Origin of the sequence: Microbacterium sp. B35-04, assembly GCF_010634885.1 — a bacterium.
In the GTDB taxonomy this organism is placed as follows: domain Bacteria; phylum Actinomycetota; class Actinomycetes; order Actinomycetales; family Microbacteriaceae; genus Microbacterium.
This window is the reverse complement of sequence record NZ_MWLP01000002.1, coordinates 1-23253: the sequence shown is the minus strand read 5'-3', so window position 1 is coordinate 23253 and position 23253 is coordinate 1. Positions and strand designations below refer to the sequence as shown.

The 23253-nt window shown below is 71.0% G+C and carries 21 protein-coding genes and 1 pseudogene; 17 read left to right on the top strand and 5 right to left on the bottom strand.

Annotated features, from left to right (window positions below):
• Positions 1 to 29: 29 nt before the first annotated feature.
• From B1729_RS00590 to B1729_RS00545, 10 genes and pseudogenes are all read left to right on the top strand, one after another.
• The gene (locus B1729_RS00590) at positions 30 to 1835 is read left to right on the top strand and encodes an acetolactate synthase large subunit (RefSeq protein ID WP_163617410.1); all 1806 of its coding nucleotides are present in this window, start codon (positions 30 to 32) and stop codon (positions 1833 to 1835) included.
• Positions 1836 to 1839: 4 nt separating this feature from the next.
• On the top strand, positions 1840 to 2349 hold the full coding sequence (ilvN, locus tag B1729_RS00585; protein WP_163630113.1) for an acetolactate synthase small subunit: 510 nt from the start codon (positions 1840 to 1842) through the stop codon (positions 2347 to 2349).
• Positions 2350 to 2390: 41 nt separating this feature from the next.
• On the top strand, positions 2391 to 3416 hold the full coding sequence (ilvC, locus tag B1729_RS00580) for a ketol-acid reductoisomerase (protein WP_163617408.1): 1026 nt from the start codon (positions 2391 to 2393) through the stop codon (positions 3414 to 3416).
• 144 nt (positions 3417 to 3560) lie between these two features.
• Positions 3561 to 5396 (top strand): 5'-nucleotidase C-terminal domain-containing protein, encoded by a 1836-nt coding sequence (locus tag B1729_RS00575; protein WP_239539290.1) that lies wholly within the window; start codon positions 3561 to 3563, stop codon positions 5394 to 5396.
• Positions 5397 to 5478: 82 nt separating this feature from the next.
• Entirely contained in the window at positions 5479 to 6195 is a 717-nt protein-coding gene (locus B1729_RS00570; protein WP_163630111.1) for a copper homeostasis protein CutC, read from the top strand.
• 106 nt (positions 6196 to 6301) lie between these two features.
• Positions 6302 to 7156: a peptidoglycan-binding protein gene (locus tag B1729_RS00565; RefSeq protein ID WP_163617406.1), complete on the top strand. Its 855-nt coding sequence runs from the start codon at positions 6302 to 6304 to the stop codon at positions 7154 to 7156.
• Between the two features lie 74 nt (positions 7157 to 7230).
• Entirely contained in the window at positions 7231 to 7791 is a 561-nt protein-coding gene (locus B1729_RS00560; protein ID WP_163617405.1) for a DNA polymerase III subunit gamma/tau, read from the top strand.
• Positions 7788 to 8222: a bacitracin resistance protein gene (locus B1729_RS00555; protein ID WP_239539289.1), complete on the top strand. Its 435-nt coding sequence runs from the start codon at positions 7788 to 7790 to the stop codon at positions 8220 to 8222. Before B1729_RS00560 ends, B1729_RS00555 begins: the two co-directional genes overlap by 4 nt.
• Positions 8223 to 8391: 169 nt before the next feature.
• A complete protein-coding gene (gene serA, locus B1729_RS00550) occupies positions 8392 to 9996 on the top strand; it encodes a phosphoglycerate dehydrogenase (protein ID WP_163617404.1) in 1605 nt (534 codons plus the stop codon).
• Between the two features lie 202 nt (positions 9997 to 10198).
• Positions 10199 to 10513: pseudogene (locus B1729_RS00545) on the top strand (DUF2867 domain-containing protein); the annotation flags it as partial.
• 84 nt (positions 10514 to 10597) lie between these two features.
• Here the strand turns inward: B1729_RS00545 and B1729_RS00540 are convergent.
• Positions 10598 to 11143 (bottom strand): TetR/AcrR family transcriptional regulator, encoded by a 546-nt coding sequence (locus tag B1729_RS00540; protein WP_163630108.1) that lies wholly within the window; start codon positions 11141 to 11143, stop codon positions 10598 to 10600.
• 66 nt (positions 11144 to 11209) lie between these two features.
• On the opposite strand from B1729_RS00540, the gene B1729_RS00535 reads away from it, so the two are divergent.
• From B1729_RS00535 to B1729_RS00515, 5 genes are all read left to right on the top strand, one after another.
• Positions 11210 to 12748, top strand: coding sequence for an MFS transporter (locus tag B1729_RS00535; protein WP_163630124.1), 1539 nt, complete (start codon positions 11210 to 11212; stop codon positions 12746 to 12748).
• Positions 12749 to 12755: 7 nt separating this feature from the next.
• Positions 12756 to 13817 (top strand): 3-isopropylmalate dehydrogenase, encoded by a 1062-nt coding sequence (locus B1729_RS00530; protein WP_163617400.1) that lies wholly within the window; start codon positions 12756 to 12758, stop codon positions 13815 to 13817.
• 39 nt (positions 13818 to 13856) lie between these two features.
• The gene (locus tag B1729_RS00525) at positions 13857 to 14969 is read left to right on the top strand and encodes a branched-chain amino acid aminotransferase (RefSeq protein WP_163617399.1); all 1113 of its coding nucleotides are present in this window, start codon (positions 13857 to 13859) and stop codon (positions 14967 to 14969) included.
• Positions 14970 to 15069: 100 nt separating this feature from the next.
• Positions 15070 to 15837: a fumarylacetoacetate hydrolase family protein gene (locus B1729_RS00520; RefSeq protein ID WP_163617398.1), complete on the top strand. Its 768-nt coding sequence runs from the start codon at positions 15070 to 15072 to the stop codon at positions 15835 to 15837.
• A 75-nt stretch (positions 15838 to 15912) separates the two neighbouring features.
• The gene (locus B1729_RS00515) at positions 15913 to 17187 is read left to right on the top strand and encodes an MFS transporter (protein ID WP_163630106.1); all 1275 of its coding nucleotides are present in this window, start codon (positions 15913 to 15915) and stop codon (positions 17185 to 17187) included.
• Positions 17188 to 17190: 3 nt separating this feature from the next.
• On the opposite strand, the gene B1729_RS00510 is transcribed toward B1729_RS00515, so the two are convergent.
• From B1729_RS00510 to B1729_RS00495, 4 genes are all read right to left on the bottom strand, one after another.
• On the bottom strand, positions 17191 to 18477 hold the full coding sequence (locus tag B1729_RS00510) for an alanine racemase (RefSeq protein ID WP_239539286.1): 1287 nt from the start codon (positions 18475 to 18477) through the stop codon (positions 17191 to 17193).
• A gap of 32 nt (positions 18478 to 18509) precedes the next feature.
• A complete protein-coding gene (locus B1729_RS00505; protein WP_163617395.1) occupies positions 18510 to 18896 on the bottom strand; it encodes a Rid family hydrolase in 387 nt (128 codons plus the stop codon).
• Positions 18893 to 20557: an amidohydrolase family protein gene (locus B1729_RS00500; protein WP_163630102.1), complete on the bottom strand. Its 1665-nt coding sequence runs from the start codon at positions 20555 to 20557 to the stop codon at positions 18893 to 18895. Before B1729_RS00500 ends, B1729_RS00505 begins: the two co-directional genes overlap by 4 nt.
• A gap of 73 nt (positions 20558 to 20630) precedes the next feature.
• Positions 20631 to 21698, bottom strand: coding sequence for an aminotransferase class V-fold PLP-dependent enzyme (locus B1729_RS00495; protein WP_163630100.1), 1068 nt, complete (start codon positions 21696 to 21698; stop codon positions 20631 to 20633).
• A 48-nt stretch (positions 21699 to 21746) separates the two neighbouring features.
• Between B1729_RS00495 and B1729_RS00490 the strand changes: the two genes are divergently transcribed.
• A complete protein-coding gene (locus B1729_RS00490; protein ID WP_239525775.1) occupies positions 21747 to 22790 on the top strand; it encodes a LysR family transcriptional regulator in 1044 nt (347 codons plus the stop codon).
• 4 nt (positions 22791 to 22794) lie between these two features.
• On the top strand, positions 22795 to 23253 hold a 459-nt coding region (locus B1729_RS00485), incomplete at its 3' end, for a glutamate--tRNA ligase family protein (RefSeq protein ID WP_239539284.1).

Sequence of the window (23253 nt, the reverse complement as noted above, 5' to 3'; positions counted from 1 at the left end):
CGTCCGACCCATCTGTGAGGAATCTCACCATGTCAGCCGACACCGCCGCGGCCGTTCCCCGGCCGCCCGCCCGCACCGCCTCGACGCCCGTGCTCACGGGCGCCGAAGCGGTCGTCCGCTCCCTCGACCTGTTGGGGGTGACCGACGTCTTCGGTCTTCCCGGCGGGGCGATCATGCCCGTCTACGACCCCCTCATGGACGACGAGTCGGTGCGTCACATCCTCGTCCGCCACGAGCAGGGCGCCGGTCACGCCGCCGAGGGCTATGCCGCGGCATCCGGTCGCGTCGGCGTCGCCATCGCGACCTCCGGCCCGGGTGCCACCAACCTCGTCACCGCGATCGCCGACGCCTACATGGACTCCGTGCCGATCGTCTGCATCACCGGGCAGGTGTTCTCGACCCTCATGGGGACGGATGCCTTCCAGGAGGCCGACATCGTCGGCATCACGATGCCGATCACCAAGCACTCGTTCCTGGTGAAGCGCGCCGCGGACATCCCCGGCGCGATCGCCGCGGCGTTCGAGATCGCGTCGACCGGCCGCCCCGGTCCCGTGCTCGTCGACATCACGAAGGACGCGCAGCAGGCCGAGGCGCCCTTCGTGTGGCCGCCGCAGATCGACCTCCCCGGCTACCGGCCGGTGACCAAGGCGCACGGCAAGCAGATCCAGGCGGCGGCGCAGCTGATCGCCGACGCCAAGAAGCCCGTGCTGTATGTCGGCGGCGGTGTGATCCGCTCGCGGGCGTCCGCCGAGCTGCGCTCGCTGGCCGAGACGACCGGCGCTCCCGTCGTGACCACGCTCATGGCGCGCGGCGCGTTCCCGGACTCGCACCCGCAGCACCTGGGCATGCCCGGCATGCACGGCACCGTGCCCGCGGTGCTCGCGCTGCAGGAGGCCGACCTGCTCGTCGCCCTCGGCGCGCGGTTCGACGACCGCGTCACCGGCAAGGCTGCGCTGTTCGCACCGAACGCCAAGGTCGTGCACGTCGACATCGACCCGGCCGAGATCTCGAAGATCCGCACCGCCGACGTCCCGATCGTCGGCGACCTGAAGGACGTGCTCGTCGACCTGGATGCCGCCTTCCGTGCGGTGAGCGACGGCTCCGCTCCCGACATCGGCGAGTGGTGGTCGTTCCTCGACGGCCTGCGCGACGAGTTCCCGCTCGGCTACACGCAGCCGACCGACGGACTCATGTCGCCGCAGTACGTGATCAAGCGCATCGGCGAGCTGACCGGGCCCGAGGGGATCTACGCCGCGGGCGTCGGTCAGCACCAGATGTGGGCTGCGCAGTTCATCAAGTACGAGCGTCCGAACGCCTGGCTGAACTCGGGCGGCGCCGGCACCATGGGGTACTCGGTGCCCGCCGCCATGGGCGCGAAGGTCGCCGAGCCCGACCGCCACGTGTGGGCGATCGACGGCGACGGCTGCTTCCAGATGACCAATCAGGAGCTCGCCACCTGCGCGATCAACAAGATCCCGATCAAGGTCGCGATCATCAACAACTCGTCGCTGGGCATGGTGCGTCAGTGGCAGACGCTGTTCTACGACGGCCGCCACTCGCACACCGACCTCAACACGGGTCACGGCACCGTGCGCATCCCCGACTTCGTGAAGCTGGCCGAGGCCTACGGGTGCCTCGCGATCCGCGTCGAGAAGGAGGAGGACGTGGATGCCGCGATCCAGACCGCCCTCGAGACCAACGACCGCCCCGTCGTCATCGACTTCGTCGTGAGCGCCGACGCGATGGTGTGGCCGATGGTGCCCCAGGGCGTCAGCAACAGCTACGTCCAGTACGCGCGGGATCACTCGCCCGCCTTCGACGAGCAGGAGGACTGAGGCCATGACGAGTCACGTGCTGAGCCTCCTCGTGGAGGACAAGCCGGGTCTGCTGACCCGCGTCGCCGGGCTGTTCGCACGGCGCGGCTTCAACATCGAGTCCCTCGCGGTGGGCGTCACCGAGGTCCCCGGCCTCTCCCGCATCACCGTGGTGGTCGACGTCGACGAGCTGCCGCTCGAGCAGGTCACCAAGCAGCTCAACAAGCTCATCAACGTCATCAAGATCGTCGAGCTCGACCCTGCGGCATCCGTCCAGCGTGAGCACATGCTCGTGAAGGTGCGCGCCGACAACCAGACGCGCTCGAACGTGCTCGAAGTCGTGAACCTCTTCCGTGGACAGATCGTCGACTACGCGCCCGACGCGCTCGTCGTCGAGGTGACCGGCGACAAGGGCAAGGTCGACGCCTTCCTGCGGGCTCTCGAGCCGTTCGGCGTCAAGGAGCTGGCGCAGTCCGGCCTCGTCGCCATCGGCCGCGGCGGCAAGAGCATCACCGAGCGCGTCCTGCGCGGCTGACACAGACCACAACGACCACAACATCAAGGAGAAACACGAAGATGGCTGAGATCTTCTACGACGCCGATGCCGACCTGAGCATCGTCCAGGGCAAGAAGGTGGCGATCGTGGGCTACGGCTCGCAGGGCCACGCGCACGCCCAGAACCTTCGCGACTCGGGTGTCGAGGTCGTCATCGCGCTCAAGGACGGCTCGAAGTCGACCGAGAAGGCGCAGGACGAGGGCTTCGAGGTCAAGTCGGTCGCCGATGCGGCCGAGTGGGCCGACCTCATCATGATCCTGGCCCCCGACCAGCACCAGCGCTCGATCTACAGCGAGAGCATCAAGGACAAGCTGACGCCGGGCAAGACGCTGGCCTTCGCGCACGGCTTCAACATCCGCTTCGGCTACATCGAGGCGCCCGAGGGCGTCGACGTCATCCTCGTCGCCCCGAAGGCCCCCGGCCACACGGTGCGTCGCGAGTACGTCGCCGGTCGCGGCATCCCCGACATCATCGCGGTGGAGCGGGATGCCTCGGGCAACGCGTGGGCGACCGCGCTCTCGTACGCGAAGGCCATCGGCGGCACGCGCGCGGGCGTCATCAAGACGACGTTCACCGAAGAGACCGAGACCGACCTGTTCGGTGAGCAGGCCGTCCTCTGCGGCGGTGTGTCGCAGCTCGTCCAGTACGGCTTCGAGACCCTGACCGAGGCGGGCTACCAGCCGCAGATCGCGTACTTCGAGGTGCTGCACGAGCTCAAGCTCATCGTCGACCTCATGTGGGAGGGCGGCATCGCCAAGCAGCGCTGGTCGGTGTCCGACACCGCCGAGTACGGCGACTACGTGTCGGGCCCGCGCGTGATCGACCCGCACGTCAAGGAGAACATGCAGGCCGTGCTCGCCGACATCCAGTCGGGCGCGTTCGCGCAGCGCTTCATCGACGACCAGGACAACGGTGCCGTCGAGTTCCTCGAGCTGCGCGAGAAGGCCGCCGCCCACCCGATCGAGACCGTCGGCCGGGACCTGCGCTCGCTCTTCGCCTGGAAGCAGCAGGACGAGGACTACGTCGAGGGCAACGCCGCGCGCTGACCCGAGGCGGAAGACCCGGCCCCTTCGTCGGGGCCGGGTCTTCGGCGTCTGCGCCGCCTTCCACGGAAGCTGAGAGTTTCCTCATGAGCCGCTCCTTGTCGCAGGAGGCACGCGCGTGATGTGATCCTCGCCATGGCACAACACATGGCTGATCACGAACCCGACCACGACATGCCCCCTCTGGCGGACACCCCGCCACGGTCCGGCCTCAGCCGCCGGAACTTCCTCGTCGGTGCCTCGGCAGCCGGCGTGCTCGCCGCGGCGGGCTGGGTGCAGACGCCGCGGGCAGTGGCGGCCGGCGGAGGGAAGTCCGTCACCATCACGATCATGGGCACCTCCGACATCCATGCCAACGTGCTCAACTGGGACTACTACAAAGACGCGGCCTACGGCGACAGCGCCGGCAACACCATCGGCCTGGCGCGCGTGTCGAGCCTCGTCAACCAGATCCGCGCCGATCGCGGCCGCGAGCGCACGCTGCTTTTCGACGCCGGCGACACGATCCAGGGCTCTCCGCTCGGGTTCTACTACGCGACCGTCGACCCGGTGACCGAATCCGGCGCCGTCCACCCGGTCGCAGCGGGGTTCAACGCGATCGGGTACGACGCCGTGGCGCTCGGCAACCACGAGTTCAACTACGGGCTCGACTTCCTCGACTACTGGATCTCGCAACTGGATGCGCCGGCGCTGGCCGCCAACGCCGTGCGTGCGGGCACCACCGAGCCGGCGTTCCAGCCCTACATCGTCAAGAAGATGCACATGCCCGGGTACAAGCCGATCCGCGTCGGCGTCCTGGGGCTCACCAACCCCGGCGTGGTGATCTGGGACAAGAGCAACGTGAGCGGCCGCATCGACGTGCTCGATGTCGTCGAGACGGCGGCACGCTGGGTCGCCGTCATGCGCGCCGAGGGCGTGGACGTCGTGGTCGTGAGCGTGCATGCGGGCGACAGCGGTCTGTCGTCCTACGGCAGCGACATCCCGGTCGAGAATGCTGCGCGAATGCTGGCCGAGGAGGTGCCGGGCATCGATGCGATCCTGTTCGGGCATGCGCACGCCGACAAGCCCGAAGTGCGGGTGACGAACAAGGTCACCGGCAAAGAGGTCGTCATGAGTGAGCCGAAGAACTGGGGCCAGCGGCTCAGCGTGTTCGATCTGGAGCTCACGATGGAGCGGGGGCAGTGGGGGGTCACCACCGCGAGGTCGCTCACGCTGAACACCAACACCGTCGCCGACGATCCGGCACTGGTGCAGGTCGTCCAGGCGCAGCACGACGCCGTCGTCGCGTACGTGAACACGCCCGTCGCGACGTCCTCTGAGACGCTCGCGGCGGCCGAGTCCTGTTGGAAGGACACCGCGATCCTCGACTACGTGAACCACGTGCAGATCGACGTGGTCTCGAAGGCGATCGCGGGGACGGCCGAGGCATCGCTTCCGATCATCTCGCTCGCGGCGCCGTTCAACCGTGCGGCGACCTTCCCCGCGGGGCAGGTGACGATCAAGGATGTCGCGGGACTGTACATCTACGACAACACGCTGCTCGGATCGGTGCTGACCGGAGCCCAGATCAAGGATTACCTCGAGTACTCCGCGAAGTACTTCCTGACCGTCGCGCCGGCCGCGCCGGTGGCCCCGGCCACCTGGACCAACGCGCAGGGAACCCCGGACTACAACTTCGACCAGTTCTCGGGTGTGACCTACGACATCGACATCTCGCAGCCGCAGGGCTCGCGCATCGCGAACCTGGCGTGGGAGGGCACACCTGTGGCCGCCGACCAGCGGTTCGTGGTCGCCGTCAACAACTACCGGCAGTCCGGCGGTGGCGGCTTCCCGCACATCGCCGCCGCGCCGGTCGTGTACAACGCCCAGGTCGCCATCCGCGAGGCGATCGTGGCCTATGCGTCGGCGACGGGGGTGATCGACCCCGCGGACTTCCATGTCGTGAACTGGAGGCTCGTGCGGGCCGGTACGCCGGTCTTCTGACCCGGGCGATGGCCCGGCTCCCTCGGGCGGGAGCCGGGCCATGGGGGGTACCTCCCCGGCGGTGCACGGATAGGCTCGCGGCATGCGCGCACGTCGTCCGGTCGAGATCGCCGTCCAAGACCCCGCCGGCGCCCGCGCCGCCATCGGCGCGGGGGCGGCGCGACTCGAACTGTGCCAGGCGCTCGACGTCGGCGGGCTCACCCCGTCACTGGCGACCCTCGAGGGGGTCCTGGCCGCGGTCGACCCGTCGGCGGTGAACGTCCTCGTGCGTCCCCGGGGCGGCGGCTTCGTGTACAGCCCCGAGGAGGTCGCTCTGGTGGCCGCCGACATCCGCGCCTGCGTCGATCGCGGTGCGGGCGGCGTGGTCGTCGGCGCCCTGACGCCGGCCGGAGGCCTCGACGTCGACGCACTCCGCAGATGGCGGGATGCCGCGGGCCCCGCCACGCTCGTCTTCCACCGCGCCGTCGATGCCGCAGCCGACCCGGCCGCGGTCTTCGACGCGCTCGTGGCGGAGGGCGTGGACCGTGTGCTGACCTCCGGCGGCGCACCCCGGTCCATCGACGGCCTCGCCGCGCTCGCCGCGTTCAGCGCCCGGTCAAGGGCTGTCGAGGTCATGGCCGGCGGTGGTGTGCAGCCCGCCGACATCTCCGCGCTCTTCGCCGCCGGCGTCGACGCCGTGCACCTGTCGGCGCGTTCCCGCGCAGGCCGCGACGCACCATCGGGACCAGGCGGCGGCTCGGCCGGACACGACGTCACCGACCCCGGGATCGTCGCAGAGGCTGTCGCAGCCGCCGGCTGAGCTTCCGTCCCGGCTTTTCGGGGCGGACGTATCACGGCGCGTCTGCGGCACCTCGGAATCGAGTGGGGCGCAAGCCCCGCATCGGACACCGATCAGAGGAGCCGTCATGAACGTCGAACCGTGGAGCACCGTCGGAGTGGGATCGTCTGCCGCGATCGTCCCCGGCATCCAGTACCTGCTGCGGGCACACGGCCATGCTGTGGCCGTGGACGGCGCGTACGGGCCTGCGACAGCCGCCGCCGTCAGCGCCTTCCAGACGGCGCAGGGTGTGCCGTCCGACGGCATCGTCGGGCCCATCACGTGGCCCCGCCTCGTCATCGCCGTGCAGCAGGGGTCGACCGGCGACGCCGTCCGGGCCGTCCAGCAGTTCGGGCTGCTGCGCTCGCCGGGGGAGGACCCGCTCGTCGTCGACGGCGACTTCGGCCCCATGACGAAGGAGCGTGTCGAGTTCTTCCAGGAGTCGTGGGGCCTCTCGCTCGACGGCGTCGCAGGACGCGAGACCTGGTCGTTCTTCAGCACCTTCGTGCCGGGCGAGCGTCCGTGGGCGCTCGTGAAGCAGGGATCGTCGCAGGCGACGAACTGGCGCGTGCTGGCGGCGCAGCATCTGCTGCGCGCGCACGGGGCGACGATCGCCGCGGACGGTGCATTCGGGCCGCTGAGCGGCCAGGCCGCGCGCGCCTTCCAGCAGACGCTGCGTGCCGTGGAGATCTCGACCACCCTCGGCCAACTGGATTGGCCGAGCCTCATCATCACCGTGAAGCAGGGCGACGGTCCGGCGGGGGCGAAGGGCGAGGCGGTTCGTGCCGTGCAGACGCTGCTGGCCGGAGTGACCGTCGACGGGGACTTCGGCCCGCAGACCGACGCCGCGGTGCGGGAGTTCCAGGGCGTCTTCCTGCCGCCCGCCGACGGCATCGTCGGTCATGAGACCTGGCACACGCTGATGATGCGCCTGTTCGACTGAGCTCGGGATGCCGAGAGCCCGCCGCAGCGCCGGTCGGCTCTCGGCCGCCCCGCGCGGCGCACTACTCTGAGACCGTGACGACCGGACGCGACGACGACGCCCTCACCTGGGACGGTGACGACGACCCCACGCTCGATGTCGGAGCGGCTGCTGGAACCGACGTCGCGCCCGAGCACGCAGCTCCGGCCCCGGCGCCGGCCTCGGGGCAGGGGCTTCCGAAGGGCTACACCGCCGTCGGCAAGGGGAGTGACACGCTGGGCTCAGCGGCTGCGCCGCGTGCGGCATCCGTCGAAGAACCCGTGCCTGCCGACGGCGACACGATCGTGACTGAGCGGCGGCACCTCGGCAACGGCGCGCTCGTCGCCCTGGGCGTGCTGGGCGGCGTGTACGCGCTCTACGCGGTCGGCTGGATCATCGGCGGCCTGCGGCTGCAGGGCCGGGCGCAGTACCTCGTGCTCGACGTGATGTACCAGGGGAGCCTGTGGCTCGCCGTACTCGCACCGGTGCTGTGGTTCGTGACGACCCTGCTCCTCACCCGCCGCTCGCGCGCGTGGGTCAGATTCGCGTGGCTGGCGGTCGGCGCGGTCCTGCTGCTGCCCTGGCCCTTCGTGATGATCGGGGCGATCGGACAATGAGCGACGACGTCACGGCTGCCACGCCGTCTCCAGATGATGCCGGCCGGTCGCGCGAAGCCTCTGGCCGCGCAGTCCTCCCCGACGCGCCCGCGGCGCGGAGGGGAAAGACACCCACCTGGCTCGTGGCCGCGATCGCGGGCATCGTCGGTCTGTTCTACGCGTACGCCGTCTGGAATGCGATCGGCAACCTCGTCGCCACTCTCCAGGTGTTCGCCGGAGCGGGACTCACGCTCAACGCGTTCGGGTGGTTCATCTGGATCTTCGCTGCGCTGTTCCCGCTGATCGTGTGGGGCGCCGCCTTCGCGATCGGGTACCGGCGCGCGCCGCACGAGCTGCTGCTCGTGATGCTCACCGGCCTGGCGCTCGTCGCGGTGTTCTGGCTGAACGTCGTCGCCTACACGACGCTCAACTCGGCATCCTTCCTGGGCTGAGGCTCCCGCGGCTCGAGGCCACCGGGTCGAGCCCGACGGCCGTCACACGGTCGGGCGGGTCGCCGCACGGGCGGTAGGCTGTCACAGGCCTCGCCCCCGACGGCGTGCGGCGCGGCATCCGGTCTGCCCTGCTCCGCGCGCTCGCGCACCGCCCCCAAAGGAACCACCTGTGCCGAAGCCTGTCGTCCTCATCGCCGAAGAACTGTCTCCCGCCACGATCGACGCCCTGGGGCCCGACTTCGACGTGCGCCACGTCGACGGCACCGACCGCCCCGCGCTTCTGGCGGCCCTCGCCGACGCGAACGCGGTGCTGATCCGCTCGGCGACGAAGGTCGACGCCGAGGCGATCGCGGCCGCTCCCGTGCTCAAGGTCGTGGCCCGCGCCGGCGTCGGCCTCGACAACGTCGACATCAAGACCGCCACCACCGCGGGTGTCATGGTCGTGAACGCGCCGACCTCGAACATCATCTCGGCGGCCGAGCTCACCGTGGGGCACATCCTCAGCCTCTCCCGCCGCATCCCGGCCGCTCATGCGTCGCTCTCGGGCGGCGCCTGGAAGCGCAGCTCCTACACCGGCACCGAGCTGTTCGAGAAGACCGTCGGCATCATCGGCCTCGGCCGCATCGGCGCCCTCATCGCGGCGCGTCTGCAGGCGTTCGGCGTCTCGGTCGTCGCGTACGACCCCTACGTCACTCCGACCCGGGCGCAGCAGCTCGGCGTGCAGCTGCTCGAGCTCGACGAGCTGCTCGCGCAGAGCGATTTCGTCACGATCCACATGCCGAAGACGCCTGAGACGACCGGCATGATCGGCACCGAGCAGTTCCGCCTCATGAAGAAGACGGCGTTCGTCGTCAACGTCGCGCGCGGCGGCCTCATCGACGAAGCGGCGCTGTACACCGCACTGACCGAGGGCGAGATCGCGGGCGCCGGCCTCGACGTGTTCACGAGCGAGCCGCCGGCAGCCGACGGCACGGCCTTCCCGCTGCTGAGCCTGCCGAACGTCGTCGTCACGCCGCACCTCGGCGCCTCGACCGACGAGGCGCAGGAGAAGGCGGGCGTCTCGGTCGCGAAGTCGGTCAAGCTCGCCCTCGAGGGCGACCTCGTGCCCGACGCGGTCAACGTCGCCGGCGGCATCATCGACCCCTTTGTGCGCCCGGGGATCTCGCTCGTCGAGCAGCTCGGGCAGTTCTTCACCGGCCTCGCCCACAGCGCCCTCACGAGTCTCGACATCGAGGTGCGCGGCGAGCTCGCGGCGTACGACGTCAGCGTCTACCGCCTTGCGGCGCTCAAGGGCATCCTCGCCAACGTCGTCAGCGAGAACGTCTCGTACGTCAACGCGCCGCTGTTCGCCGAGCAGCGCGGCATCGAGACGCGACTGATCGTCGAGGCCGAGAGCCCGCTGTACCGCAACATCACGATCCTCCGCGGCACCCTCGCCGACGGGTCCGTGCTCACGATCGCCGGCACGCTCGCCGGCACGCGCATGGTGCCGAAGGTCGTCGGCATCAACGGCTACGAGATCGAGGTGCCGATCGAGCGGCACCACCTCGTGATGCGGTACGCCGACCGTCCCGGCATCGTCGCGATCTACGGCCAGAAGCTCGGCAGCGCCGGCATCAACATCGCCGGGCTGCAGGTGGCGCAGGCCGACGCCAGCGGCCGCGCCCTCTCGGTGCTCACGGTCGACTCGCCGGTGCCCGAGGACCTTCTCGACGAGATGCGCGAAGCGGTGGGCGCCGACCTGTTCCGCCGCATCGAGGTCACCGAGGACTGAGCGATGGCACCGGGGGAGGCATCCGTGCAGGCTGCCGCTCCCGTGCCCGCATCCGGCGGGAGCCCCGGCTTCCGCAGCCTCGCGTTCGAAGGTCTGTCGCGCTTCGACTACGGCGACGTGATCCTGGTGTCGAAGCCGCCGCGCAGCACCGACGACCCGCGCGTCTGGGCCGAGACCCTGTTCCGGCCGTCGTCCGCCCCCCGCGTGGGTGAAGGTCGCGATGGGTGTGCGCATGGCGCTCGCCCCGCTGCTCGGACTCGAGGCCGCGCCGCGCGGCGTCTTCGACGTGCGCCGGGTGGTCGGCGACGAGGCCCTCATCCAATACGCCGACAAGCACCTGACCTTCCGCTGCGGAGTGGGGGTGGATGCCGCGGCCGCCGTCGTGCGCGTCACCACGGTGGTCACCTTCAACGACTGGCGCGGCCGCGTGTACTTCACTCCGGTCTCGCTGGCGCACCCGCTCGTCGTCCACGCCATGCTGCGGCGTGCGCGCCGTGTCCTCGCCCGGCGCGGCTGAGAGACGGGCGCCAGCGCTGCACTTTCGTGCGAGCGCGGCGTCGCGCCGGCACGCGATCGCCGCAATGTGCAGCGCTCGGAGGGTCTAGACCCGCGTCGCGCCCTCGACGAGGGCGATGAGCGCGTCGAGCGCAGGGCCGCGGGGGACCGGCCCCGGGATCGAGCCGCCCGAGAGCGCGTTGTTGAAGTAAAGCCCGTCGCTGACGAGCATGACCAGGTCGAGCGCCACCCCGTCTTTCGTGTGCGGTCGGAGGGCCGCGGCCCACTGCTCGCGCACGTCGCGCAGTGCGTCGCTGGCCACGGCGTCGCCGCCCTGCGCGAGGCGAGACGTGGCGAGGATGGCGCGGTCGATGGGGTCGTTCGCCATCACCGATGTGCGCAGGAAGTACGCGATCGGCCCCTCCGGGGCGACGGTCATCACAGCGACATCGTCGGCCACCAGGGTCCGCAGGCGGTCGATGATCGCCGATTCGAGGGCCTCTTTGGTGCCGAAGTGGTAGAGCAGACCGCCCTTGGACACCCCGGCCGCCTTCGCGGTGGCATCCATCGTCGCGGCGCGCTCGCCCTCTTCGATGAGGATCTGCTCGAAGGCGTCGAGCACCTTCTCGCGGGCGAGGGGAGGGCGACTCATGGCGTCGATCGTATCGACAGGCGAGGCCGCATCCTGATACTATACCGGCTGGACGGTATAGAAATGATGACTCTCACTCAAGAACTCTCGCTCGCCGACGCCCAGGGACGGAAGGTCGGCTGGCGCGGCTGGGCCGCGCTCGTCGTGCTCATGCTGCCGGTGCTGCTCGTCTCGGTCGACAACACGGTGCTGAGCTTCGCGCTGCCGTCGATCGCGCTCGAGCTCGGGCCCTCGAGCGCCCAGCAGCTCTGGATCATCGACGCCTACCCGCTCGTGCTGGCGGGCCTGCTCGTCACCATGGGGACGCTGGGCGACCGGTTCGGGCGGCGACGGATGCTGCTCATCGGCGCCACCGGCTTCGCGGCGGCCTCCGTGCTCGCCGCCTTCGCCCCGAGCGCGGGGTGGCTCATCGTCGCGCGCGCCGCCATGGGCGTGTTCGGCGCGATGCTGATGCCCTCGACGCTGTCGCTGCTGCGGAGCATCTTCACCGACCGCGATCAGCGCCGTCTCGCGATCGCCGTGTGGGCGGCGATGTTCTCGGCCGGCGCGGCGCTCGGCCCGATCGTCGGGGGACTCCTGCTCGAGCACTTCTCGTGGGGATCCGTGTTCCTGCTGTCGGTGCCCGTGCTCATCCCGCTCCTGGTGCTGGCGCCCCTGCTCGTGCCCGAGAGCCGCGATCCGAAGCCGGGCCGCATCGACCCGCTCAGCATCGCTCTCTCGATGGCGACGATGATCCCCATCGTCTACGGCATCAAGGAGCTCGCGGTGCACGGGTTCGCGGTCGCGGCGTGGCTGCCGATGCTCGCCGGGCTGGCCTTCGGCGTGCTCTTCGTGCGGCGCCAGCTGAGCGCCCGCACGCCGATGCTCGACATGCGCCTGTTCCGCCGGGGAAGCTTCAGCGGCGCGCTCATGGTCAACCTCCTCAGCGTCATCGCGCTCGTCGGGTTCCTGTTCTTCGTCGCGCAGCACCTGCAGCTCATCGTCGGCCTCTCGCCGATGCAGGCGGGTCTCGCGCTCGTGCCGGGTCTTGCGATGATGATCGTGGCCGGACTCGTGGTCGTGCCGATCTCGAAGAGGTGGCCTGCTCGCGTCGTGGTGCCGGTGGCCTTGGTGTTCTCCGTCGCGGGGTACATCACGGTGGCGTACGCCACCGGACCCGAGAGCATCGCAGCACTGGTGGCGGCCTTCGTCTCGCTCGGCATCGGCATCGGCGCCGCCGAGACCGTCTCGAACGAGCTCGTGCTGTCCAGCGCGCCGCCGGCGAAGGCCGGAGCCGCCAGCGCGGTCTCCGAGACCGCGTACGAGCTAGGCGCGGTGCTCGGCACGACCGTGCTGGGCGGCATCCTCACGGCGCTCTATCGCACGAATCTCGTCGTCCCCGAAGGGATTCCGGATGCCGCGGCCGCGGCCGCGTCCGAGACCCTGGCCGGTGCGGTGCACGCGGCCGGAGAGATCGGGGGCACCGCGGGCGACGCGCTCTTCGAGGCGGCCGCGACGGCGTTCGACGCCGGCGTGACCGTCACCGCGCTCATCGGCGCCGCCCTGGTCGTCGTCGCGGGGGTCATCGCGGCCACTACCCTGGGAGGGTCCCGCCAGAAGTCGTAGGAGCACTATGTCGCGCGTCGTGAAGCTGGCCGTCATCCCGGGTGACGGCATCGGTCCGGAGGTCATCGCCGAGGCGGAGAAGGTGATGGATGCCGCGGTTGCGGGCAGCGGCATCCGCTTCGAGAAGACGCGCTTCTCGCTGGGCGCCGGCCGTTTCCTCGACACCGGCGACACGCTGACCGGCGACGACCTCGCCGCGATCAAGGACCACGACGCGATCCTGCTCGGTGCGGTCGGCGGTGTCCCCGGCGATCCGCGCCTCAAGAACGCCAACATCGAGCGCGGAATGCTGCTGAAGCTGCGGTTCGAGCTCGACCACTACGTCAACCTGCGGCCGTCGAAGCTGTACTCGGGCGTGCCCGGCCCGCTCGCCGAGCCCGGTGACATCGACTTCGTAGTGGTCCGGGAGGGAACCGAAGGGCCGTACGTCGGCAACGGCGGGTCGATCCGCACGGGAACGCCGCACGAGGTCGCCAACGAGACATCCGTGAACACCGCGTTCGGGGTCGAACGGGTCGTGCGCTACGCGTTCGATCTGGCCGAGCGTCGTGGCAAGAAGCTCACGCTCGTGCACAAGACGAACGTGCTCGTCCATGCCGGTGGCATCTGGAAGCGCCTCGTCGACGAGGTCGCGCTCGAGCACCCCGACGTGACCGTAGACTATGTGCACGTCGACGCGGCCACCATCTACCTGGTCACGAACCCGAGCCGCTTCGACGTGATCGTCACCGACAACCTCTTCGGCGACATCCTCACCGACTTGGCCGGCGCCGTCACCGGTGGCATCGGCCTCGCCGCCTCGGGCAACATCAATCCCGACGGCGCGTTCCCTTCGATGTTCGAGCCCGTGCACGGATCGGCGCCCGACATCGCAGGCCAGCAGAAGGCCGATCCCACGGCCGCGATCCTCTCCGTCTCACTGCTGCTCGATCATCTCGGGCTCCAGGACGAGTCCCGCCGCGTCACGACCGCGGTCGAGGAGGATCTGGCCGCACGCGGCTCCGACGCGGGCGCGACCCGCACGACGACGCAGATCGGCGACGCGATCGTCGCCCGGCTCCAGGCGTAATCTGAGATCACGTCGTCCTACCGACAGAGGATTCCACCCATGACCATCGACCTTCCCCTCCAGGCGCCCTCGGCCGCAGGCCTCGTCTGGAACGTCACGCGGAACACCGACGCGACTCCGGATGCCGCGCGCGAGGCGATCCTCGCCGACCCGGGCTTCGGGCAGCACTTCACCGACCACATGGTCGACATCTGCTGGTCCGAGAAGGGCGGATGGCACCGCCCCCGCGTCCAGCCCTACGGCCCGATCCCGCTGGACCCGGCGGCGGCCGTGCTGCACTACTCGCAGGAGATCTTCGAGGGCCTCAAGGCCTACCGTCACGCCGACGGGTCCATCTGGACCTTCCGCCCCGATCGCAACGCGGCCCGCCTGCAGCGCTCGGCACAGCGGCTGGCGCTGCCGGAGCTACCCACCGAGTACTTCCTCGAGTCGCTCCGCGAGCTGATCGCGGTCGACGGCGCGTGGGTGCCGACCGCCGGTGAGACGAGCCTGTACCTGCGCCCCTTCATGTTCGCGAAAGAGGCCTTCCTCGGCGTCCGGGCCGCGAAGAAGGTCGGCTACTACCTCATCGCGAGCCCGGCCGCCGCGTACTTCCCGGGCGGCGTCCAGCCCGTCAACATCGCACTGTCGACGCGCTACGCGCGCGCGGGCCGCGGTGGCACCGGCGCGGCGAAGACCGGCGGCAACTACGCGTCCAGCCTGCTGCCGCAGGCCGAGGCGTACGAGAAGGGCTGCCAGCAGGTGCTCTTCCTCGACGACGGTTACATCGAGGAGCTCGGAGGCATGAACCTCGTGCTCGTCACGAACGACGGGCGGCTGATCACGCCCCAGTCCGAGTCGATCCTCGAGGGCATCACGCTCGCCTCGGTGCTGCAGCTCGCGCAGGACCGCGGGCTCGTCGTCGAGCAGCGCAAGGTCTCGATCGACGAGTGGCGCGAGGGCGCGGCATCCGGCTCCATCGTCGGCGCGTTCGCGTGCGGCACGGCGGCGGTCATCGTGCCGATCGGCAAGCTCGTCGCCGATGACTACGAGATCGTGCACGAGGGCGACGCGGCGTCCGAGCTGGCGCTGTCGCTGCGCGAGGAGCTCACCGGCATCCAGTACGGGCGTGTGGCCGATCGCCACGGCTGGCTGGTGCGTCTCGACGGCTGATCCGTCGTTTTCCGGAAGCCCCGGGCCCGGCGCGCTGCGCGGGCCCGGGGCTGTCCGTGTCGGGCCTGGTGGTGTCGGGCGGGATGGCTAGGCTGATCCGGTGAGGATCGCGCGCTTCAGCCACAACGACGCCATCAAGTTCGGAATCGTCGACGAGGGAGAACTCGTCGTCCTCGCCGGCGACCCGATGTTCGCCGGGTACGACACGACCGGGGAGCGCGTGCCGCTCGCCGATGTCGCGCTGCTCGCCCCGGTCATCCCGCGCTCGAAGCTCGTCTGCGTCGGCCGCAACTACCGCGACCATGCCGCAGAGCTCGGCAACGACGTTCCCACCGCGCCGATGCTGTTCTTCAAGCCCAACACCACCGTGGTCGGCCCGGGCGACGCCGTCGTGCTGCCGAAGGGCTCGGACTTCATCAGCTTCGAGGGCGAGCTCGCCGCCGTCATCGGCCGCATCGCGAAGAACGTGCCGGCCGCTGACGCGCTCGACTACGTCTTCGGCTACACGATCGCCAACGACCTGACCGCCCGCGACTGGCAGAAGTCCGACGGCCAGTGGGCGCGCGCGAAGGGCTTCGACACGTCCTGCCCCCTCGGCCCCGCCATCGAGACGGACTTCGACGTCGCCGGTCCCGCCGTCATCACGACGCGGCTGAACGGCGAAGTCCGCCAGCAGGGACCGATCAGCGACATGATCTTCTCGCTTGCCGACGTGATCGCCTACGCATCCGCGGCCTTCACGCTGCTGCCCGGCGACGTGATCCTCACCGGCACCCCGGCAGGCGTCGGTCAGATCGTCGCGGGCGACACGGTCGAGGTCGAGATCACCGGCCTCGGCATCCTGCGCAACACCGCCCGTGATGCGTGACAGGGCTCGAGATGCGTGACAGGGCCCGTGGCGCCTGACGAGGATGGCAGCGCACCTCACGCCGACGCCGTCGGTGTGAGGACCGACAGCGGTACCACCGCCGAAGAGGTGGCCGCGGTTCAGCGGCGCACCGTCTGGGTGCTCTCGCTCGGCCAGGTACTCGGCGGGCTCGCCTTCGGTGCGACGCTGTCGCTCGGTGCGGTGCTCGCGGCAGACATCTCGGGGGAGGACGCCTTCTCGGGACTCGCCGCGGCCGCCGTGACCTTCGGCACCGCGCTGACGGCGGTGCCCCTGGCTGCGATCGCGCGCCGGCATGGCCGACGACTGTCGCTCACCACCGGAATGGCGGTCGCCCTCGTCGGCGTCGGACTGGTGATCGTCGCTGTCGCCCTGGCCGCGTTCCCGCTGCTGCTCGTCGGCTTCTTCATCATCGGGGCGGGCCAGGCGGCCAATCTGCAGTCGCGCTTCGCCGCGGCGGATCTGGCGACGGATGCCTCGCGCGGCCGCGATCTCTCGATCGTCGTGTGGGCGACCACGGTGGGCGCCGTTCTCGGACCGAACCTCACCGGGCCCGGCGAGGTGCTCGGCGGTGCGATCGGCATGCCCCCGCTGACCGGGGCCTATCTGTTCACCCTCGTCGCGCAGGGGCTCGCGATCGTGCTGTACCTCCTGGCGATGCGACCCGACCCGCTGCTTCTGGCGCAGCGGGTGGTCGCCTCGGCGCGGTCAGGCAGCCGCGTGATCGCGAAGGCCGATCGCCCGGTCGCGGCTCGGTACGCGATCTTCGCCGTGGCCGCCGCCCACGGCACGATGGTGTCGGTGATGGCGATGACGCCCGTGCATCTGGCGCATCTGACCCACGGCGCGTCTGAGGCGGCCACCCTGTCGATCATCGGCTTGACGATCAGTCTGCACATCGCCGGCATGTACATGCTCTCGCCGGTCTTCGGCATCCTCTCCGACAAGGTCGGGCGTGTGCCGACGATCCTGGTCGGTCAGGTGCTCCTCGTCGCGGCGCTGCTCACCGCCTCGTTCGGCCAGACGTCGACGACGGCGGTGACCGTCGCGCTCGTGCTGCTGGGCCTGGGATGGAGCGCGTCGACGGTGGCGGGCTCGACGCTGCTCACCGAGTCGTCCTCCGAAGAGCTGCGCACGCGACGCCAGGGCTTCAGCGACTTCACGATGAGCATCGTGGGCGGTCTCGGCGCGATCGCCGCCGGCGCCGTGCTCGGCTGGATCGGCTACGGCGGTCTCGCCCTGGTCGTGCTGGTGCTCGTCGCCGCCTCGGTGCTGCTCGCCCCGCTCGGCTGGCGCGCCTCCCGCGCCCGCGCCGCCGGTCAGCCGGGCTGAGGCTCAGAACCGCGTCTCGACGAGGTCGGTGACGATCGCGTTCAGCGGGTCGTCCAGCGTGTCCACGACGGGCACCAGGCGCCACTTGTCGAACATCGTGCACGGGTGGGAGAGTCCGAACACGACGAGGTCGCCTACCCCAAGCGGTGAGTCGCCCGCGATGCGCACGAAGCCGTGCTGATCGCTGAGCTTCGTCGTCACCGCGCCGGGAAGCGGCATCCGCTCGCCCGCGGCGCCGATCGCGTACAGGGGCTCGGGCAGCCCCTCATCGAACGGGAAGTCGCGCTTGCCCGCATCGACGATCGCGGTGCTCGCATCGAGGCGCGACACCACCCGGGCAAGCCCCCGCGCCGCGGGGCGCAGCCCTGCACCGTCGAACGGCGAGTTCTGCCGGTAGTAGCCGTGGTCGTGCACGAGGTACGCACCGGACCGCAGCACGAACCGCGTGCGGTCGCCGCCGACGGGCCCCACGCCTGCTCCACGCACCGCTGGCGCGTTGCGCGGAGCCTCTCGGCGCGTGGGCCCAGCCGCGGCGAACGCGGCGCCGACGACGTCGGGGTACGCGCTGCCACCGGCCGACACCACCACGTCGCGGTCGTCGTACAGCGGTGTCAGCGCCTGGTGGACGGCGAGAAGCTCGTCGACGTAGGCGCGCGCGGACGCCAGTGCCTCGGCGTCGCGGCCGTGGGCGACGGCGCCCTCGTAGCCGGTCACACCCGCGAGCCGCACAGCAGGCGACGCAGCGGCGCGCTGCGCGACGGCGACCGCCGCCTCCAGCGAGCGGGCGCCGGTACGGCCGCCCGGGCGCCCGACGTCGACCAGCACCTCCAGCGGCTGGGCCGCCGAGTCGCCCAGCGCGTGCTCGATGGCGTCGATGCCCGCGACGTCGTCGACCCAGCTCCACACGCGGGTGCCTGCCGCCATGGCCGCCGCGGTCCAGCGGATGGCGTCCGGCTGCACCAGCTGGTTGGCGAGCATGACGGCGGGGATGCCGGCATCCACGGCCACCCGCAGCTGCGACGGCGTCGCCACCGTGATGCCCGTCGCGCCCGCGTCGAGCTGCCGCCACCACAGCTGCGGCGCCATCGTGGTCTTGCCGTGCGGCATCAGCTCGAGTCCGCGCTCGGCCACCCACCCGGCGAGGAAGGCGATGTTGTCATCGAGCGCGCCGTCGTCGATCACGAGGAGAGGGGTCCAGAGGTCGGTCAGAGAGGGTTTTCGGGCCAGGAACTCGGCCACGGTGAGGCCCGCGGCGTCGGCGGGGAGCCCCTTGTCGCCTGGCTCGAGCACGCGGCTCGCCGAACCCCGGTGCGCGGCGGCAGTCATTCGGCGGGCAGGACCGCGACGACGTCGATCTCGACGAGGATGTCGTACAGGTCCGAGCCGACGGTGGTGCGCACGGGGTAGGGCTCGCGGAAGAACTCGGCGTAGGCGCGGTTGTACTCGGCGAAGTCGCGCTTGAGGTGCTGCAGGTGTGCGGTGACCTTCACGACGTCGTCGAACGAGGCGCCCTTGGCGGCGAGCACGCTGCCGACGTTGCGCAGCACCTGCTGCGTCTGCTCGTACACGCCGCCGGCCACGACCTCCCCGGTTGCCGGATCCTGCGGGCCGAAGCCGGCCGTGAACAGCAGGCCCGCAGCCGCCACGCCGTGGCTGTAGGGCCCGGCAGGTCGGGGGGCGTTCTCGATGAGCACGGCGTGCTTGGTCATGGGGTTCCTTTCGTCGGGTTCTGACTGTCCGCCTGTCGCGGGCCGGGGGCCGCAGCGGAGGTTCGTGACGGCGGAGCGGGGGAGCGGCGCAGGCCACGGCCGGCGCGGGTGCCCGTGAGCTCGCCGCTGCGCAGCACCTGCCGGCCGTTGACGAACACGTCGTCGATACCGTGGGCCGGCCGCCGTGGCGCGTCGTACGTTGCGGCATCCGCGGCCGTCGAGGGATCGACGACGGCGATGTCGGCCACGTTACCGGGGCGCAGGATGCCGCGCTCATGCAGGCCGAACCGCTCGGCGGTGCGCGCCGAGAGGTGAACGGCCGCGTCCTCCCACGAGAAGGACCGGCCGACGTACGTGCCGAGGAAGCGGGCGAAGGCGCCCCACGCGCGGGGGTGGGGGACGGCGCCGACGAAGATGCCGTCCGAGCCCCCGGTGTGCGCGGGATGCGCGAACAGTCGCGCGAGATTATCGACGGATCGCTCCTCGCGGACCGCCATCACCGCGCTGACCTCGAGGCGCCCCGCGATCAGGAGGTCCAGCGTCGCGTCCTCGACGGAGCTGGCGCGCCGAGCAGCGATCTCCGCCAGTGTGAGGCCGGCCGCCCACGCCCAATCCTCGGCGGGGGTGTGGGCGACGCGGATCATCGTCGGCCAGTCGGGCCCGAGGCTGGGCTTGTGCGCGACGGCGGGAAACCACTCCTCCCGCAGCTTCGCGCGCTGGACCGGGTCCGACAGTCGGGCGACGGCGTCGTCGAGGTCGAGGGCGCTGTACTCCGGCGGGAGCACCGCCATCGACACCAGCGTGCAGCCGCGTGTGTACGGGTACATGTCGAACGAGAGGTCGGCTCCGGATGCCGCGGCCTCGGCGAGAAGCCGCTCGGCGTCGGCGGCATCCACATGCAGGTGAGAAACGTGGCCGCGTACGCCGCCGTGCGCCTCGCCCGGAGCGCAGATCGCGACGACTTCGCGGAGGCCGGCCGCCGTGTTCGTCTCGTAGCCGCCCCGCATGTGCGTGGCATACAGGGCGCCCGCTGCGGCCACCGGGGCGCAGAGCCCGGCGAGCTCGGCGGTGTCGGCGAAGATCCCGGGGACGTAGTCCAGTCCGCTCGACAGCCCGAGCGCCCCGGCGGCGAGCCCCTCTGCCACGAGCAGCTGCATGCGGGCGAGCTGCGCGGCATCCGCTCGTCCGCGGTCCATACCCATCACCTCGTGCCGCACCGTCCCTGCGGGGACGAGGTAGCCGACGTTGACAGGCGTGGTGGCGTCGTACGAGTGCAGCAGCTCGGCGACGCCGCCGCCGGCGTAGTTCGGATGCGGGCCGTTGATCGCCGCGAAGTAGCGGGTCGCCCACTTTCCGGAGCCGGGTGCGTACGAGACGCCGTCCTGGCCGCCCACGACCGTCGTGATGCCCTGGCGCAGCAGCGCGAGCTGCACCTCGCTCTGGAACACGGCGCCGTCGGCGTGCGCGTGGGCGTCGATGAAGCCGGGCATCACGAGGCGGCCGCGACAGTCGACGGTGTGGTCGTCTGCTCGAGGATCGACCTCGCCGATGTGACCGAGCCGGTCACCGACGATCACGACATCGGCGTCGTACCTCGGTGCGCCCGTTCCGTCGATCACCGTTCCACCGCGCAGCACCGTGCGGTCGGGGTGGGCGGTCATCGCGGCCTCCGTGGGAGCGCGGGCCCCGGCTGACCCGCGGGGGAATTCTACGCAGTCTGCGGAGTCGTCGGCGTCAGTGTCCGAGCGCTGCGAGCGCGAGGTCGACGTCGTCCTCGTCGTTGAAGACGTGGAATGCGACGCGCGCCCGCCCCGACCGTCCGGACGCCGTGATCCCCGCGCTGGTGAGCCGTGCGAGCCGGCTGCCGTCCAGGTCGTCCCACGTGACGATCGCCGACGCGCGCTCGGGCTCGGCGATGCCCAGCCCGGCGCGGAACGCGGCCGCGAGACCCGTGGAGTGGGCGTGCAGCTCGAACGGGTCGAGCGCCGCGAACAGCTCGAGCGCCGGTGCGGCACCGACGAACGCCTGCCAGGCGGGCGACACATCGAACCGGCGCGCGTCGGGGGCAAGTTCGACCTCGCGGCCGTAGCACGACGCCCAAGGGTCGTCGCCGGCGTACCACCCGGCGTTGAGCGGGGTCATGCGCGCGCCGAGCCTGTCCGAGACGGTCAGGAACGACACCCCCCGCGGCGCGCAGAGCCACTTGTAGGCGTGACACACGACGGCATCGAAGTCGGATGCCTCGACCGGGAGCCAGCCGACGGCCTGGGTCGCGTCGCACAGGGTGAGCGCACCGTGCTGCGCGGCGGCGGCCACGATAGCCGCGGCATCCGCCACCTCGCCGGTGGCGGACTGCACGACCGAGAAGGCGACGAGCGCCGTGCTGGGGCGGACATGTGCGGCGAGGTCGCGCAGGGGAGCGCTCCGCACCACGAGACCGCGGCCCGAGTGCACGAACGGCAGCACCATCGACGAGAACTCGCCGTCTGGGACGAGCACCTCGGCCCCGTGGGGCAGCGCCGATGCCACCAGCCCCGCGGCGACAGAGGTCTGCGAGCCGATCGCGACGCGCTCGGCGCCGACGTCGACCAGTGACGCGAACAGTCCGCGCGAGCGCTCGACCGCCGCGCAGTATGCGGCGAGGTCGGGTCGACCGGATCCAGCGGCATCCAGGTCTGCGATGACGGCGCGTCGCGTCGCACGGCTGGGCAGGCCCACCGTGCACGCGGCCAGGTAGTCGCGGCCACCGTCGAACTCGCGGCGCGCGGCGGCGAGCGCGGCGGAGTCGGCGAGGGCGGGCATGCATCCAGAGTGAACCCGCAGATTGCTCATGTCTACGGCAGGTGTCCCATGCGACACATAACAGCGACTTATGATTGGCCGGTGACCGACGTTCTGGACGACGAACCCGCGTTCGATGCGCGCGAACTGCGGGTCGTGAAGGCCGTCGCCGATGCGGGGTCCATCACCGGCGCCGCCCTCGCTCTCGGCTACAGCCAGCCCGCGGTCAGCCAGCAGCTCAAGCGCCTCGAGCAGCGCCTCGGCGTGGCCATCGTCGAACGGGTCGGGCGGAGCGTCCGCCTCACCGACGCGGGCCGGATCCTCGCACGGCACGCCCCCGCCGTGACGACGGCGCTGGATGCCGCGGCCGGCGAGCTCGCCGAGCTCCGAGGGCTGCGCGCCGCGCGCGTCCGGCTGGTGGCCTTTCCGTCGGCGTCGCCCACGATCGTCCCGCGCCTGCTCGCGGACCTCGCCCAGCGGCATCCGGGGATCTCGCTCACATACGTCGAGGCCGAGCCGCCCGAGGCGGTCGAGGCGGTACGTGAGGATCGCACCGACATCGCCCTCACCTTCAGCTACCCGGGGGACCGCGACGACCCGCACGGATCCAGTGCCCGCGGGCTCGCGGTGAACACCGTCGGCGCCGACGAGCTGCTCGCCGTGCTGCCCGCCGGCCACCCCGCGGCGACCGCCGACGCGCTCGACGTGCGAGTGCTCGCCGACGAGGACTGGATCGCCGGGTGCCCGCGCTGCCGCGGTCACCTGCTCGAGCTGTGCGGTCGCGCGGGCTTCGCACCGCGCATCGCCTTCGAGACCGACAACTTCGTGGCCGTCGAGGGCCTGGTCGCGCAGGGCATCGGCGTGGCGACCCTGCCGAGGATGGCGATCGAGTCGTTCCCGCAGCTGCCGGGGGTCGCGGTCGTGCCGCTGCCGGCCGGCGAGCAGCGGCGCATCCACACCGTCACGGCGCGCGGGGCCGACCGCGTGCCCGCGGTCCGCGCGACGCTGGAGGCGCTCGCGCGCCTGATCGCCACGTCCGGCGGCCGACCCGAGGCGGCTGCCTCCCGCAACCCGGGGCTGCCGACCGTCGCGGCTTCGCCAACTACACTCTGACGCGATGCCTTCTTCGCCTGATCCCCGCACCACCACCGCCACCGGCGCCGACGTCCGCGTCCGGTTCTGCCCGTCACCGACGGGTCTGCCGCACGTCGGACTCATCCGCACCGTCCTGTTCAACTGGGCGTACGCGCGCCACAACGGCGGCAAGCTCGTGTTCCGCATCGAAGACACAGATGCCGCGCGCGACAGCGAGGAGAGCTACCTGCAGCTGCTCGACGCGCTGCGGTGGCTCGAGATCGACTGGGACGAGGGCGTCGAGGTCGGCGGGCCGCACGCGCCGTACCGGCAGTCGGAGCGCCACGGCATCTATCGCGAGGTGCTCGACCGGCTCATCGCCGCCGGCGCCGTGTACGAGAGCTACTCGACGGCCGAAGAGATCGACGCGCGCAACGAGGCCAACGGCCGCGCCAAGCAGCTCGGCTACGACAACTTCGACCGCGGCCTCACCGACGAGCAG